This window comes from Providencia sp. Je.9.19, assembly GCF_051129765.1.
Classification (GTDB): Bacteria; Pseudomonadota; Gammaproteobacteria; order Enterobacterales; family Enterobacteriaceae; genus Providencia.
The window spans coordinates 16,368-30,883 of the sequence record NZ_JBCPSS010000013.1 but is presented as its reverse complement, the minus strand read 5'-3'; the positions used below and the strand labels follow the sequence as shown (position 1 = coordinate 30,883).

Here is a 14,516-nt window from a genome sequence, read left to right as displayed (position 1 = left end):
TTCAAGACTTTAACTTCAAATAATACTTTTTTGATAGTGTCTTGTGAGTGCCCACACAGATTGTCTGATAAATTGTTAAAGAGCGTTGCAACTCATCTTTCGATGTCGACACCAAATTCTGTGAATCGGGTCGTTGTTGCGAGGTGTGTATACTACGTTTTTCTTTTAGAAAGTCAAGTGGTTATTTTCAACTTTTTCTTTCTTCACACCTTAGTGTCACTCACTTTTTCAAGTTTGGCTTAGGGTTTTCTTTTTCTAACCCTGACCACCGAAGTGGTTTGCCGTGACAACGGATGCGAATTATAGGGAGCTCTTAAAATTACACAACCTTTTTTTTAAAAAATAGTACTGTTTGCGGATAAAATCATCACTATGTGTTTTTTACTACCACAATGGTTATAAAAGAAGCTCAATTTCCTTTATACTTATAGTATTATTCTTTTCTTTCTAAGATATTAATCTTCATAGATTGATTTTCTTTTATGGCTACCAATATGAATAAATTACTAAGACCTTATTTAAATACTTATCCAACTATCACATCTACTGTGTTTATCGATCCGTCTTCCGTAATTATTGGGGATGTTCGCTTAGCAGATGACGTCAGTATCTGGCCTTTATCTGTATTACGCGGTGATGTTAACTATATTTCAATTGGTGCCCGTACAAATATACAAGATGGATCTGTTTTACATGTCACTCACAAATCTTTAAATAACCCTGAAGGTAATCCATTAATTATTGGAGAAGATGTCACCATCGGTCATAAAGTCATGCTTCACGGTTGCACAATCGGAGATCGAGTATTGGTTGGTATGGGCTCTGTCATTATAGATGGTGCAATAATTGAAAATGATGTTGTCATCGGTGCAAATAGTTTAGTTACACAAGGAAAGAGATTGGAATCAGGCTACCTGTATATAGGTAGCCCTGCAAAAGCTGTTAGAAAACTCACAGACAAAGAACTCAATCATTTACGTTACTCAGCAAATAATTATGTTGAATGGAAAAACAACTATTTGTCCTCTGACAACATATAGACGTCATTTTCATCTTTGAGGCCTTGACCAATCAAAGCCTCAAACTCTTCTTCTAAATCCCAACGGTGACTTTGGAATACAGCAAGTGCCGTTTCTTGCTTACCATAGCGACTATATAGAAACGACTCTGAAATAATACACTCCGATAGCATTCCGCTAATAAGTACAGGAAACCGCACTTTGCGTGCTAATGCATCCCATTCTTCTCTATCTGGAAATTGAATGGCCTGATTCATATCCTGAGCTCACGTTGTAATATCGATAAAACGGGTGCTATTTCGGGAAGAATGCCGTGCCATAGTTTAAATGCAAATGCAGCCTGCCCAACTAACATACCTAGCCCATCAGCCACTATTTTTGTTTTATGCTCACCTGCAAATGAAAGAAACGGTGTTAGCGTGTTTTGATAAAACATGTCATAACAAGCAACCTCTGAAGAAAAAATATCAGGGCTAATCTCTGGGATCTCTCCGTTCACACCTGAAGAGGTCGCATTAATAATAAGATCAAATTCAGCAGATGCGATCTGACAGATCTCCCGACCTTGAATATGACCAATTCCCGAAAATTGCTCAACTAATCGTTCAACTTTGGAAAAAGTTCTATTCGTCAATGTGATATGACAACCATATTCTAAAAGAGGCAGCAAAGCACCTCGGGTTGCACCACCAGCGCCAATAATTAAAATTTTACTATTTGAATGAATAAACTCGAGTCGTTGTAGATCTAACAACAACCCCATTCCATCCGTGTTATCGCCTAGCAAACGATGATCATCAAGCTTCATGATGGTGTTTACAGCGCCACAAATTTGAGCTCTATCTGTCAATTCTGAAACTAACTGGTATGCTCTTTCTTTAAATGGCAATGTAATATTTGCGCCTTTCCCACCCTGAGAGAAAAAATTTACGACATTCTGCTCAAAACTATCTATCGGCGATAAGATTTTTTGGTACTCGAGGGAAACGCCTGTCTGCTCAGCAAACATTTGGTGTATCAATGGTGACTTACTGTGCTCAATTGGGTTTCCAAAAACGGCAAACATTCCCATTTAATATTTATCCTTTACGATATAATTGCCCAGTCTTAGCATCTTTAATTTCAGATGGATTCTGTCGACCACCCACTAATCCATCAAGGACCGGAATGCTACCGTGAAATTGTTCAATAACATCATTAGTTGTTCTACAAGGCTCTAAACCACTTAAATTTGCACTTGTCGAAACAATTGGTTTTCCATATCTTTTACATAGCGCTTTAACTAATTCATGATCCGTGACTCGAACAGCTAAGGTATCAAATTTTCCCGTTAACCATTTTGGTGTGGTTGTTTTTGCTGGTATCACCCAAGTAACTGGTCCCGGCCAACTACTATACATGACGTCCATTTGCGCATGGGTTAACTGGCTATCATCAACATAGTTTTTCAATTGCTCATAATTATCGGCAATAAGAATCAATCCTTTTTCCCATGGACGCTGTTTTAGTTCAAGTAGCTTATTAACCGCTTTCTCACTATCAGGGTCACATCCCAAGCCAAAAACAGCTTCGGTTGGATACGCAATAACTTCTTCTTGTTCAAGTGATGTAATAATACGTTCAATTGCAGGTGTAGATTTATTTTGCATAGTTTTAACTCATTATTTTTCTTGTGACTTACCACAACGTTTACTGGCACAACATAATTTTACGCCCTGTCCGCCCTTTTTTTCCATCAATAATGGATATTCACAAAACTCACACTTTCCAGTAACTGGCTTATTATTGATTATAAATTGGCAGCTAGGATAATTATCACAAGCATAAAATGTCTTTCCAAACCTAGACTTACGCTGTAGGAGATTGCCTTTTTGACATTGAGGACAAGGGATTTTAGTTTCATCCGGCTTATCAATTAATTCAGTATGCTCACAACTAGGATAATGACTACAACCAATAAACATACCAAATCGGCCTTGTTTTAAGACTAAATCATGTCCACACTCAGGGCAGTTCTGTCCCTCTAATACTTTAACAATATGGCTTTCAGTTACTGAACGTAACGGTCGTAGATATTGGCACCCTGGATAACCAGAGCAAGCCAGAAAAGGTCCATGAGCACTATTACGAATAACAAGTAACGCGCCACAATCAGGACAATATTCATTTTTTTCTGTATCAAAAGGCAATTGCTTTGACATGATTTTCTCTTAACTAACTCAACCTTATGTACCCACCAGCAGTAGAGGTAATAATTCCATTTATTTCCATTTCAGTTAAAAGTGAAATTATTTGCGTTATTGGCATTTGCATCTGTTCTGCAATTACATCTACGGGTGTAGCTTGGTATCCCACCATACCTAAAATTTTATTTTCTGTCAGGTTAAACTCTGTAACGGGTATATCTTCTCCCACTAATTCTGATTGTAGCCAACTTAACTCACACTCTAAGTGCTGTATGATATCCTCTGGTTGAGCCAATAAGTAAGCGCCTTGTTGTAATAACCAATGATTACCACTAAATGCAGTGTTTCCTAGCGGCGCAGGTAATGTGAAAAGATCTCTATTTTGTTCAATCGCATAACGTGCAGTTATCAATGATCCACTTTTCATACCCGCCTCAATAACCACAATTGCTTTACTTAGACCACTAATAATTCGATTGCGTCGTGGAAATTGTTTTGGCAAAGGAGGGGTATCAGGTAAGTATTCAGAAACAAGTAATCCCTCTTGTTTGATTTGTTCAGCTAAAGATATATGTTGTTTCGGATAAATATTTCCAAGTCCACTACCTAATACAGCAATTGTATTACCATGATTTGCAATTGCAGCTTTATGGCTCATTCCATCAATTCCTAAAGCAAGACCACTTGTAATCGTTAGCCCATAACTCACAAACTCTTTTACAAATATTTCTGTCCATTTTTGTCCATATTCACTCGCTTGACGACTTCCGATGATGGCAATTTGTGCTGTTGCCAATAATTCCTGTCTTCCTACTATAAAAAGTATAAGAGGAGGGTTATGGATTTGTTTCAATAAAAATGGATATTGAGGATTACTAAATGTAATCATCTGATTTTCTTTATTATCTAACCATTTGAGAACTAAGTTAATTCGATGCGTTGGCATATTCAAAAATTGTAAGCTTTGCATTTCATTCAAACCACATTTTTGCAAAGTCGTACAACTCATTCTATTTAATTGTTTTAGCTTATTAATTATTTGTAATGCGTACTGGGGTAATACTTTATTTACCTGAGACATCCTTAGCCAAATTTCCTGCACATTCATTTTGTCATCCTGACTTGTTTATTAGCATGTTCTTTGGTGAACAAATCATAACCAATACTGTCAATATGCTAGATAAATGTCTAGAATAGGCATTAATTCCCATTCACATTTTTGGAAGCCGTTCGAAAAATCTATGTCAGTATTAAACGTATTACATTATCCAGACGAACGCTTACGCACTATTGCAAAGCCAGTCGAAAAAATTGATGCCTCAATTCAACGTATAATCGATGATATGTTCGAGACTATGTATGAAGAGGAAGGTATAGGGCTTGCTGCAACTCAAGTTGACATCCACCAGCGAATTATCGTTATTGATGTCTCTGAATCACGCAATGAGCGCCTTGTACTTATTAATCCTGAGCTGCTCGATAAATCAGGAGAAACAGGTATAGAGGAAGGCTGCCTTTCAATACCAGAACAACATGGGTTCGTCCCAAGAGCTGAACAGGTAAAAGTTCGAGCCCTAGACTACAATGGTGACTCATTTGAACTGGAAGCTGATGGGCTGCTAGCTATTTGTATCCAACATGAAATGGATCATCTTGTTGGTAAGTTATTCGTTGATTATCTATCTCCGCTAAAACGCCAGCGTATCCGTCAAAAAGTTGAAAAACTAGATAGAATAAAAGCAAAAGAAGCCAAGAATAGCTAATTAAATAAACAGGGAAAATTCTGTGTCAGAACCATTAAAAATTATCTTTGCAGGTACTCCCGATTTTGCAGCCAAACATTTGGCTGCATTACTTGAAACAAACCATCAAATTGTTGGTGTTCTTACTCGTCATGATAAACCGGCAGGTAGAGGAAAAAAACTCACGCCAAGTCCTGTTAAGATGCTAGCAGAAGAACATAAAATTCCCATCTTTCAGCCTATAACGCTAAAAGATACGGAGAACCAGCAGTGGATTAAAGATAGAAATGCCGACTTAATGATTGTGGTTGCTTATGGCTTAATTTTACCACAAGCCGTTTTAGATATTCCTCGTCTTGGTTGCCTTAACGTCCACGGTTCCTTACTACCTCGTTGGCGAGGAGCTGCACCAATTCAACGCTCTATATGGGCTGGCGACAATGAAACGGGTGTGACTATTATGCAAATGGACGCAGGTCTTGATACCGGTGATATGTTATATAAAATAACTTGCGCTATTACCTCCGATGATACAAGTGCAACACTATATGACAAATTAGCCATAACAGGTCCTAAAGCACTTATTCATACTGTAGAAATGCTATCATCTGGTCATTGTATTCCAGAAAAACAGGATAATTCATTAGCAAATTACGCTGAAAAATTATCCAAAGAAGAAGCACGTATCGATTGGCGGCAACCAGCAGAGCATATCGAACGTTGTATCCGAGCATTTAACCCTTGGCCGATGAGTTATTTTATCGTTCAAGAGCAACTAATCAAAGTTTGGCAAGCTGAAGTCATTACTGAAATACATAATAAGCAGCCTGGAACTATAATTAGCGCCGATAAAAAAGGAATTAGCATTGCCACTGGTAATGGAATTCTCAATATAACCCAGTTGCAACCTCCGGGAAAAAAAGCGATGAGCGCACAAGATTTATTAAATTCCCGTCGCGAATGGTTCACTCCTGAACAACAGATAGACTAATTTATCTACAAAATTGCCTGTAGATAAACTCAGGCAATTTTCATTCAGAAACTAAAAGACACACCTTCTCTTATGAAAAATACATATAATTTACGCAGTATTGCGGCGACTGCCATTAGCCAAGTACTTGATAATGGACAATCACTAAGTGCAGTGCTTCCCGAGCTACAACGAAATATAAATGATAAAGATAAATCTTTATTACAAGAGATTTGCTTCGGTGTCTTAAGATATCTACCTAAACTTGAATGGTTTATTAGCCAATTAATGGAAAAACCATTAACTGGGAAACAAAGAACCTTACATTACTTAATTATGGTTGGTATTTATCAACTACTTTATACCCGAATCCCAGCACATGCTGCATTAGCTGAAACTGTAGATGGAGCGGTTGCACTAAAGCGCCCTCAGTTAAAAGGACTTGTAAATGGTGTACTACGATCTTTTTTACGCCAACAAGTACAATTAGAAGAGCGCAATGAAAACAATAATAGCCAATACTTACATCCAAGTTGGTTATTAAAACGCTTACAAGATGCATATCCTAATGAATGGCAATCAATTGTAGATGCTAACAATCAGCGTCCACCTATGTGGTTAAGAGTCAACTCTCAATACCATAGCGCAAAGCAATACCTTGAATTATTAGAACAAGTTGATATTTCAGCACAACTACATCCTTCACGCCCTAGTGCTATATGCTTAGATGAACCAACCCCTGTATCAAAATTACCTGGATTTGAAGATGGTTGGTCAACAGTTCAAGATGCTTCAGCTCAAGGCTGCGCCGAGCTTCTTCAGCCAAAAAATAATGAAAATATTTTAGACCTCTGCGCTGCACCTGGAGGTAAAACAACTCACATTCTAGAATTAGCGCCCAAAGCCAATGTGCTTGCAGTCGATATTGACGAATTTCGTCTAAAACGAGTTAAAGAAAATCTAAAACGACTAAAACAGCATGCAACCGTAATTGAAGGTGATGGAACTAAACCGGAACAATGGGCTGATGGACAACTGTTTGACAGAATTTTACTTGATGCACCATGCTCAGCGACTGGTGTTATAAGACGTCATCCTGACATCAAATGGCTAAGACGTGATTCTGATATAAATGAACTTGCACAACTACAATCTAAGATTTTAGAATCAGTTTGGCCATACCTTAAACCTAACGGAACACTTCTTTATGCAACATGTTCTGTGCTCCCTGAAGAAAATAGTCTACAAATTCAAAATTTTCTCGCTAAACACTCAGACGCGTGCCTAAATGATGGAACTGAAGCCGGATTGCAAATACTGCCGAGCACCACTGGTGGTGATGGATTTTTTTATGCCCGCTTGGTAAAACAGGCACAGTAACAGGCGATAAATTCTCACATATAGGAATATGCAATGAAGATCATTATTCTAGGTGCCGGACAAGTTGGCGGTACACTCGCTGAAAATTTAGTTGATGAGAACAATGATATTACTGTCGTTGACACCGATGCGGATCGATTACGTCAACTTCAAGATCAATTTGATCTACGAGTTGTCAATGGCCATGGCTCTCATCCCAGAGTCCTTAGGGATGCAGGAGCAGAAGATGCTGATATGCTAGTTGCTGTCACTAACTCTGACGAAACAAATATGATTGCATGCCAAATTGCATATAGCCTCTTTAATACGCCTAATAAAATTGCCCGTATTAGAGCTACTGAATATATACGTGAAGCCGATAAATTATTTCTGCCTGAGCAAATTCCAATTGACTATTTAATTTCTCCTGAGCAATTAGTCATCGATTACATCTACAAGCTCATTCAGTACCCTGGCGCACTTCAAGTTGTTAACTTTGCAGAAGGCAAAGTCAGTATTGTTGCGGTCAAAGCCTACTATGGCGGCTCACTCGTTGGTAATGCTCTTTCTAGTTTACGCGAACACATGCCCCACATTGATACTCGTGTTGTCGCTATATTTCGCCAAGATAGACCGATACGTCCTCAAGGCTCGACTATTATTGAGGCTGGTGATGAAGTCTTTTTCGTCGCATCAACTCAACATATTCGAGCCGTTATGAGTGAACTTCAACGACTAGAAAAACCTTACAAGCGTTTAATGATAGTTGGTGGTGGTAATGTTGGTGCGGGATTAGCCAAACGACTCGAAAAAGATTATAGCGTCAAATTAGTCGAACGAAACCAACAAAGGGCAACTGAACTTGCCGAGTTGTTACATGACACAATTGTTTTTTATGGTGATGCATCTGATCAAGAATTATTAACTGAAGAACATATCGAGCAAATGGATGTGTTTATTGCTGTAACTAATGATGATGAAGCAAATATTATGTCAGCAATGCTAGCTAAAAAAATGGGCGCGAAAAAAGCAATGGTACTGATACAACGCTCTGCTTATGTTGAATTAGTTCAAGGTGGCGTAATTGATATTGCGGTATCACCTCAACAAGCAACAATTTCTGCCTTATTAAGTCATGTCAGAAAAGCAGATATAGTAAGTGTTTCGTCATTAAGAAGAGGTGTTGCTGAAGCAATAGAAGCTATTGCTCATGGTGATGAAAATACATCCAAAGTTGTTGGTAAAAAAATATCAGAAATAAAACTACCACCTGGCACTATTATTGGTTCAATAGTAAGAGAAGATGAAGTTATTATTGCTAGTGATTACCATATTATTGAGCAAGGGGATCACGTCATCATGTTTATTACAGATAAAAAATATGTACCCGATGTCGAAAAACTATTCCAACCTAGCCCTTTCTTTTTATAGTAATAAGAAAAAGTAATAAATATTTGCAGCATAATTATTTTAGATACTATAATTTGTTAATCACATACATACTTTGTAGCAATTGAGTTACTTATTCAGGTTAAGGGGTCATCAAATGAGTTTTTTAAAAGAGTTCCGTGAATTTGCCATGAAAGGCAATGTTGTGGATATGGCAGTCGGTATTATTATTGGTGCTGCATTCGGGAAAATAGTTTCATCATTAGTTGCTGATATCATTATGCCACCTCTAGGCTTGCTAATCGGTGGGGTTGATTTTAAACAATTCAGTATAATATTAAGAGAAGCACATGAAGGTTTACCTGCGGTAGTCCTTAATTATGGTATTTTCTTACAAACAGTCTTTGATTTCGTTATTGTTGCTTTCGCAATATTTATGGCAATAAAAGTAATGAATAAAGTTCGCCGTGAAAAAGAAGAAGCAACACCAACTGAACCACCGGCACCAACTTCAGAAGAAGTATTATTATCAGAAATCCGTGATTTATTGAAAGAACAGAATAAGAAATAATTAAAAGGCCAGTGGTAATAAGTATATTAACTGATTACCACTGGCCTCCCAGTTAGCATTTTTATTATTTACTCCTTTACGATTATAACTTCCTTTACCTTTTTTATTTTTTTCAACCCGTTGGCGAAATAATGGATCATGCAATAATGCCTCAATTGCATTATCTTTAATCTCACCGCGTTTATGCTGATATTTGCTCATAGCAGACCTTTTAACGTTAATTGATGATTTATAATTTAATAAATCTTTGATGCACCCTTCTCTAGAATCTCCATAATTGAACAATAGGTTGTGGCATGTTCATCACCACAACATACGGAACTCAACATTTTTAATGAGTCTCGCATAATAATAAGCTCTTGAATCTTTTTTTCAACCTCATGTAATCTGAGATCAACAATATGCTTTGATTGCTGACATGTATGATGCTCTGGATCGACTCTAATTGAAAGTAATTCCGTGATAGCCTCTAAAGTAAAACCCAGTTGCTTAGCATAACGAATAAAACGTAACCGTTGTAAATCCTGTTCCGTAAATAATCGGTAACCCCCTTCCGTTCTAACTTTATGCCCCATTAACCCCTGCTTTTCATAAAAACGAATAGTATCAGGAGTCACATCCGCAAGCTTAGCGATTTGGCCTATTTTATACATATTCATAATTTCTCACCAGTAGGTATGGATTTATAAAGAATATTTCAAGGGTAAAATGCAAATATGAAGGGTAAGAATAGCAGGTACAAAAAAACCGGGCAATAAATACCCGGTTTTCTTGAAAGCAATTACAGATTACTCTGCAACAACTTCTTGAGACTCTACAGCACGGTCAACAAGTTCGATGTAAGCCATCGGAGCATTGTCACCTGTACGGTGTCCACACTTAAGAATACGAGTGTAACCACCAGCACGAGCTGCGAAACGAGGTCCCAGTTCATTAAATAATTTTGCCACGATCTCGTTATCACGAGTACGGGCGAATGCCAGACGACGATTAGCAACGCTATCCGTCTTGGCAAGAGTAATCAGCGGCTCAACGACGCGACGCAGTTCTTTCGCTTTAGGCAGAGTCGTCTTGATTATCTCGTGACGAACTAAAGAACCTGCCATGTTACGGAACATAGCTTGGCGGTGGCTGCTGTTGCGGTTCAATTGACGACCACTCTTACGATGGCGCATGACCTTATCCTTCTCAGTAAAACCTTAACCTGTGACCTAATCGTCAGCGATACTAGCTGGCGGCCAATTTTCTAAGCGCATGCCCAGAGAAAGACCGCGAGATGCCAAGACGTCCTTAATTTCAGTAAGTGATTTCTTACCAAGGTTAGGCGTTTTAAGCAACTCAACTTCTGTACGCTGTACAAGATCACCGATGTAGTGGATAGCTTCTGCTTTAAGGCAGTTAGCAGAGCGGACAGTCAATTCCAGATCGTCAACTGGGCGCAGTAAGATAGGATCGAATTCTGGTTTCTCTTCTTTAACTTCTGGTTGACGTACATCACGTAAATCAACAAAAGCTTCAAGTTGTTCAGCCAGAATGGTCGCTGCACGGCGAATCGCCTCTTCAGGATCGATTGTACCGTTAGTTTCCATTTCAATAACTAACTTATCCAAGTCAGTACGTTGCTCAACACGAGCTGCTTCAACATTGTAGGCTATACGCTCTACAGGGCTGTAGCAAGCATCGACTAACAAACGACCAATTGGGCGCTCATCTTCTTCCGAATGAACTCGGGCAGAAGCCGGCACATAACCACGACCACGCTGAACTTTAATGCGCATATTAATAGACGCACTTTCGTCAGTAAGGTGGCAAATGATGTGCTGTGGCTTGACGATTTCGACATCACCATCATGGATGATGTCGGCGGCGGTTACAGGGCCAATGCCAGATTTATTCAAGGTTAAAATAACTTCATCTTTCCCCTGAACTTTAACCGCCAGCCCTTTCAGGTTGAGGAGAATCTCCAGGATATCTTCCTGTACACCTTCTTTAGTGCTGTACTCATGCAGTACACCATCAATCTCAACCTCTGTCACCGCACAACCCGGCATAGACGAAAGCAGAATACGGCGCAGTGCGTTACCAAGAGTATGGCCAAAGCCACGCTCTAAAGGCTCAAGGGTCACCTTAGCGTGCGTCGAACTCACTTGCTCGATATCTACCAGGCGCGGTTTTAGAAACTCTGTCACAGAACCCTGCATTGTGTCCTCTCTTTGGTGCTAAGCTTTACTTGGAGTAAAGCTCGACGATCAGGTGTTCGTTAATGTCCGCAGACAAGTCAGTACGTTCAGGAATACGTTTGAACACACCTTCCATTTTAGCAACATCAACTTCCAGCCAAGTTGGCTTCTCACGCTGTTCAGCCAGCTCTAAAGCAGCCTTAATGCGAGACTGATTTTTGGCTTTCTCACGAACGCTGATAACGTCATTCGGGGAAACCTGATAAGAAGCGATATTAACTACGCGACCATTTACCATGATAGCCTTGTGGCTAACCATTTGACGTGATTCTGCGCGAGTTGCGCCGAAACCCATACGATAAACTACGTTATCAAGACGGCCTTCAAGCAGAGTCAGCAGGTTTTCACCTGTGTTGCCTTTCAGACGCGTTGCTTCTTTATAATAGTTACGGAATTGACGCTCTAGAACACCGTATGTACGACGAACTTTTTGTTTTTCACGTAACTGAACACCATAGTCAGACAGACGCGGTTTACGCGCACCGTGCTGGCCTGGAGCTTGATCTAATTTACACTTGGTCTCTATCGCACGGACGCCAGACTTCAAAAAGAGGTCTGTTCCTTCGCGACGGCTCAGCTTGAGCTTGGGACCCAAATATCTAGCCATTTTCTTTCTCCAACAGTCCTAAAAACGGGGCGAATTAAACGCGACGTTTCTTCGGTGGACGACAACCGTTATGAGGGATAGGAGTCACATCAGTAATATTAGTGATGCGGAAACCAGCGGCGTTCAGAGCACGAATTGTTGATTCGCGGCCCGGACCCGGTCCCTTAACCATAACTTCCAGGTTCTTGATACCGTATTCTTTCACAGCTTCCGCACAACGCTCTGCTGCAACCTGAGCTGCGAACGGAGTTGATTTGCGAGAGCCACGGAAACCGGAACCACCGGCTGTTGCCCAACCTAATGCGTTACCTTGACGGTCTGTAATAGTAACGATTGTGTTGTTGAAAGAAGCATGGACATGTGCCACACCGTCTGAGACTTGCTTTCTTACACGCTTACGTGCACGAACTGGTGCCTTTGCCATTATTCAATACCCCGACTTATTTCTTGATCGGCTTACGCGGGCCCTTGCGGGTACGAGCGTTAGTCTTAGTACGCTGTCCGCGCACAGGAAGACCACGACGATGACGTAAACCACGATAACATCCAAGGTCCATAAGACGCTTGATGCTCAGGGTAATTTCACGACGTAGGTCACCTTCTACCACATATTTGGCAACTTCGTCACGCAGCTTGTCGATTTGTTCTTCAGACAGCTCACTGATCTTAACATGTTCAGCAATACCAGTAGATTCACAGATAGCCTGTGAACGAGTCTTGCCGATACCGAAAATCGATGTTAAAGCGATTACAGTATGTTTATGATCAGGAATGTTAATGCCTGCTATACGGGCCACTATGCACTCCTAAGTTAAAAATATACATTACTGTGCTGAAAAGCCCGTTTTCAGGATACTCAAACAATAATGTATCTTAGATAAAAAGATTGGCTGGCTAATTTAGCCAGCTCAACCCAACTTTGCAAGAAAAAAATGCTTTTTCTTAGCCTTGACGTTGTTTATGTCTAGGCTCAACACTACAAATTACACGAACGCTACCATGGCGACGGATAATTTTGCAATTACGGCATAATTTCTTGACGGAAGCACGAACTTTCATTTTTACTCTCCGTAACTTCTTAGCAAACCATAACACAGTAAGCGATTACTTACCTTTCAGATTTGCTTTCTTCAATGCAGACTCATACTGACTTGACATCATCAGAGTTTGCACTTGAGCCATAAAGTCCATGATAACAACAACCACGATTAACAGGGAAGTACCACCAAAATAGAAAGGTACTTTCATTGCGTCACGCATGAACTCCGGGATTAGGCAGATGAAGGTAATATAAAGAGCACCAACTAACGTTAGACGCGTCATTACCTTATCAATGTACTTGGCCGTTTGCTCTCCCGGACGAATTCCTGGTACAAATGCACCGGACTTCTTCAGGTTATCTGCCGTTTCTCTAGGGTTGAAAACCAACGCTGTATAGAAGAAACAGAAGAAGATGATCGCAGATGCATAAAGTAACACATACAACGGTTGTCCAGGCTGTAAGTACATAGAAATTGTAGTCAGCCAGTCCCAACCAGTCCCATCACCAAACCAAGAGGCTATTGTACCCGGGAATAGTATGATACTGGAAGCAAAAATTGCAGGAATTACACCCGCCATATTCACTTTCAGTGGTAAATGTGTACTTTGTGCAGCATAAACACGGCGACCTTGTTGACGTTTGGCATAATTAACGACAATACGACGTTGACCACGCTCCATAAAGACAACAAAAAAAGTAACCGCGAATACTAACACCGCAACCAACAGCAACAGGAGGAAGTGCAGATCGCCTTGCCGAGCTTGCTCGATGGTATGGCCAATAGCCGGCGGTAGACCCGCAACTATACCAGCAAAGATAATAATTGAAATACCGTTTCCGATACCTCTTTCAGTTATCTGCTCACCTAACCACATTAAAAACATAGTACCAGTGACCAAGCTAACAACTGCCGTGAAGTAGAACGGAAGACCTGGATCAATAACTAATCCTTGCATTCCTGGCATATTCGGTAGACCCATCGCAATACCAATTGATTGGAATATTGCTAATACCAGAGTACCCCAACGAGTATATTGGCTTATCTTCCGACGACCTGCTTCCCCTTCTTTCTTTATTTCTGCTAGTCGTGGATTAACCACAGACAATAATTGGATAATGATCGATGCCGAAATATACGGCATGATACCCAAAGCAAAAATAGAAGCTCGGCTGAGAGCACCACCAGAGAACATGTTAAACATTTCTATGATGGTGCCTTGTTGCTGTTCGAGCAATTTGGCAAGCACAGTGGCATCAATACCAGGGATTGGAATAAAAGAACCAATTCGGAAAACAATTAGCGCCCCTATTACAAACAAAAGTCTGCGTTTAAGTTCGCCAGCTCCACCTTTGGCACTTTGAAAATCTAATCCTGGTTGTTTAGCCATCTG

Annotated in this window: 20 protein-coding genes; 6 read left to right on the top strand and 14 right to left on the bottom strand. The window is 40.1% G+C overall.

Annotated elements, in window-relative coordinates:
• The first annotated feature begins 494 nt into the window (after window positions 1–494).
• Window positions 495–1,040 (top strand): gamma carbonic anhydrase family protein, encoded by a 546-nt coding sequence (locus tag AAZR93_RS21220; protein ID WP_294106968.1) that lies wholly within the window; start codon window positions 495–497, stop codon window positions 1,038–1,040.
• Here AAZR93_RS21220 and AAZR93_RS21215 read toward each other — a convergent pair.
• From AAZR93_RS21215 to dprA, 5 genes are read right to left on the bottom strand one after another with little or no spacing between them, the layout of a single operon-like run.
• Entirely contained in the window at window positions 1,016–1,276 is a 261-nt protein-coding gene (locus AAZR93_RS21215) for a DUF1488 domain-containing protein (RefSeq protein ID WP_434720994.1), read from the bottom strand. The two genes, AAZR93_RS21220 and AAZR93_RS21215, sit on opposite strands and share 25 nt — an antisense overlap.
• Entirely contained in the window at window positions 1,273–2,091 is an 819-nt protein-coding gene (gene aroE / locus AAZR93_RS21210; RefSeq protein ID WP_434720993.1) for a shikimate dehydrogenase, read from the bottom strand. The genes AAZR93_RS21215 and aroE overlap by 4 nt, the downstream gene beginning before the upstream one ends.
• 7 nt (window positions 2,092–2,098) lie before the next feature.
• The gene (tsaC, locus tag AAZR93_RS21205; protein WP_294106971.1) at window positions 2,099–2,668 is read right to left on the bottom strand and encodes an L-threonylcarbamoyladenylate synthase type 1 TsaC; all 570 of its coding nucleotides are present in this window, start codon (window positions 2,666–2,668) and stop codon (window positions 2,099–2,101) included.
• 12 nt (window positions 2,669–2,680) lie between these two features.
• Window positions 2,681–3,220: a topoisomerase DNA-binding C4 zinc finger domain-containing protein gene (locus AAZR93_RS21200; protein WP_434720992.1), complete on the bottom strand. Its 540-nt coding sequence runs from the start codon at window positions 3,218–3,220 to the stop codon at window positions 2,681–2,683.
• A gap of 13 nt (window positions 3,221–3,233) precedes the next feature.
• Complete coding sequence (dprA, locus tag AAZR93_RS21195) at window positions 3,234–4,313, bottom strand: DNA-processing protein DprA (protein WP_434720991.1); 1,080 nt, start codon at window positions 4,311–4,313, stop codon at window positions 3,234–3,236.
• Window positions 4,314–4,446: 133 nt separating this feature from the next.
• On the opposite strand from dprA, the gene def reads away from it, so the two are divergent.
• The 5 genes from def (at window position 4,447) to mscL (ending at window position 9,236) form a co-directional block, all read left to right on the top strand.
• Complete coding sequence (gene def / locus AAZR93_RS21190; RefSeq protein WP_294106974.1) at window positions 4,447–4,968, top strand: peptide deformylase; 522 nt, start codon at window positions 4,447–4,449, stop codon at window positions 4,966–4,968.
• A 22-nt stretch (window positions 4,969–4,990) separates the two neighbouring features.
• Window positions 4,991–5,938 carry a methionyl-tRNA formyltransferase gene (gene fmt / locus AAZR93_RS21185; RefSeq protein ID WP_434720990.1) on the top strand — a complete coding sequence of 316 codons (948 nt, stop codon included), beginning with the start codon at window positions 4,991–4,993 and terminating at the stop codon, window positions 5,936–5,938.
• A gap of 72 nt (window positions 5,939–6,010) precedes the next feature.
• Window positions 6,011–7,297 carry a 16S rRNA (cytosine(967)-C(5))-methyltransferase RsmB gene (gene rsmB, locus AAZR93_RS21180; protein ID WP_434720989.1) on the top strand — a complete coding sequence of 429 codons (1,287 nt, stop codon included), beginning with the start codon at window positions 6,011–6,013 and terminating at the stop codon, window positions 7,295–7,297.
• 33 nt (window positions 7,298–7,330) lie between these two features.
• Window positions 7,331–8,707 (top strand): Trk system potassium transporter TrkA, encoded by a 1,377-nt coding sequence (gene trkA, locus AAZR93_RS21175; protein WP_434720988.1) that lies wholly within the window; start codon window positions 7,331–7,333, stop codon window positions 8,705–8,707.
• A gap of 115 nt (window positions 8,708–8,822) precedes the next feature.
• Window positions 8,823–9,236 carry a large-conductance mechanosensitive channel protein MscL gene (mscL, locus tag AAZR93_RS21170; RefSeq protein ID WP_434720987.1) on the top strand — a complete coding sequence of 138 codons (414 nt, stop codon included), beginning with the start codon at window positions 8,823–8,825 and terminating at the stop codon, window positions 9,234–9,236.
• Here mscL and AAZR93_RS21165 read toward each other — a convergent pair whose 3' ends face one another.
• From AAZR93_RS21165 to secY, 9 genes are all read right to left on the bottom strand, one after another.
• Complete coding sequence (locus AAZR93_RS21165) at window positions 9,237–9,437, bottom strand: alternative ribosome-rescue factor A (RefSeq protein ID WP_294106979.1); 201 nt, start codon at window positions 9,435–9,437, stop codon at window positions 9,237–9,239.
• A gap of 35 nt (window positions 9,438–9,472) precedes the next feature.
• Window positions 9,473–9,889, bottom strand: coding sequence for a Zn(2+)-responsive transcriptional regulator (zntR, locus tag AAZR93_RS21160; protein ID WP_294106998.1), 417 nt, complete (start codon window positions 9,887–9,889; stop codon window positions 9,473–9,475).
• Between the two features lie 135 nt (window positions 9,890–10,024).
• A complete protein-coding gene (gene rplQ / locus AAZR93_RS21155) occupies window positions 10,025–10,411 on the bottom strand; it encodes a 50S ribosomal protein L17 (RefSeq protein WP_294106980.1) in 387 nt (128 codons plus the stop codon).
• A gap of 36 nt (window positions 10,412–10,447) precedes the next feature.
• Entirely contained in the window at window positions 10,448–11,437 is a 990-nt protein-coding gene (locus AAZR93_RS21150; protein ID WP_004265491.1) for a DNA-directed RNA polymerase subunit alpha, read from the bottom strand.
• Window positions 11,438–11,462: 25 nt separating this feature from the next.
• Entirely contained in the window at window positions 11,463–12,083 is a 621-nt protein-coding gene (gene rpsD / locus AAZR93_RS21145; RefSeq protein ID WP_294106981.1) for a 30S ribosomal protein S4, read from the bottom strand.
• A 34-nt stretch (window positions 12,084–12,117) separates the two neighbouring features.
• Window positions 12,118–12,507, bottom strand: coding sequence for a 30S ribosomal protein S11 (gene rpsK / locus AAZR93_RS21140; RefSeq protein ID WP_004138423.1), 390 nt, complete (start codon window positions 12,505–12,507; stop codon window positions 12,118–12,120).
• Between the two features lie 16 nt (window positions 12,508–12,523).
• Window positions 12,524–12,880, bottom strand: a complete 357-nt coding sequence (gene rpsM, locus AAZR93_RS21135) for a 30S ribosomal protein S13 (protein WP_294106982.1) — start codon at window positions 12,878–12,880, stop codon at window positions 12,524–12,526.
• A 145-nt stretch (window positions 12,881–13,025) separates the two neighbouring features.
• The gene (rpmJ, locus tag AAZR93_RS21130; RefSeq protein ID WP_006816323.1) at window positions 13,026–13,142 is read right to left on the bottom strand and encodes a 50S ribosomal protein L36; all 117 of its coding nucleotides are present in this window, start codon (window positions 13,140–13,142) and stop codon (window positions 13,026–13,028) included.
• A gap of 45 nt (window positions 13,143–13,187) precedes the next feature.
• Window positions 13,188–14,513 (bottom strand): preprotein translocase subunit SecY, encoded by a 1,326-nt coding sequence (secY, locus tag AAZR93_RS21125; RefSeq protein ID WP_004265481.1) that lies wholly within the window; start codon window positions 14,511–14,513, stop codon window positions 13,188–13,190.
• Window positions 14,514–14,516 lie beyond the last annotated feature (3 nt).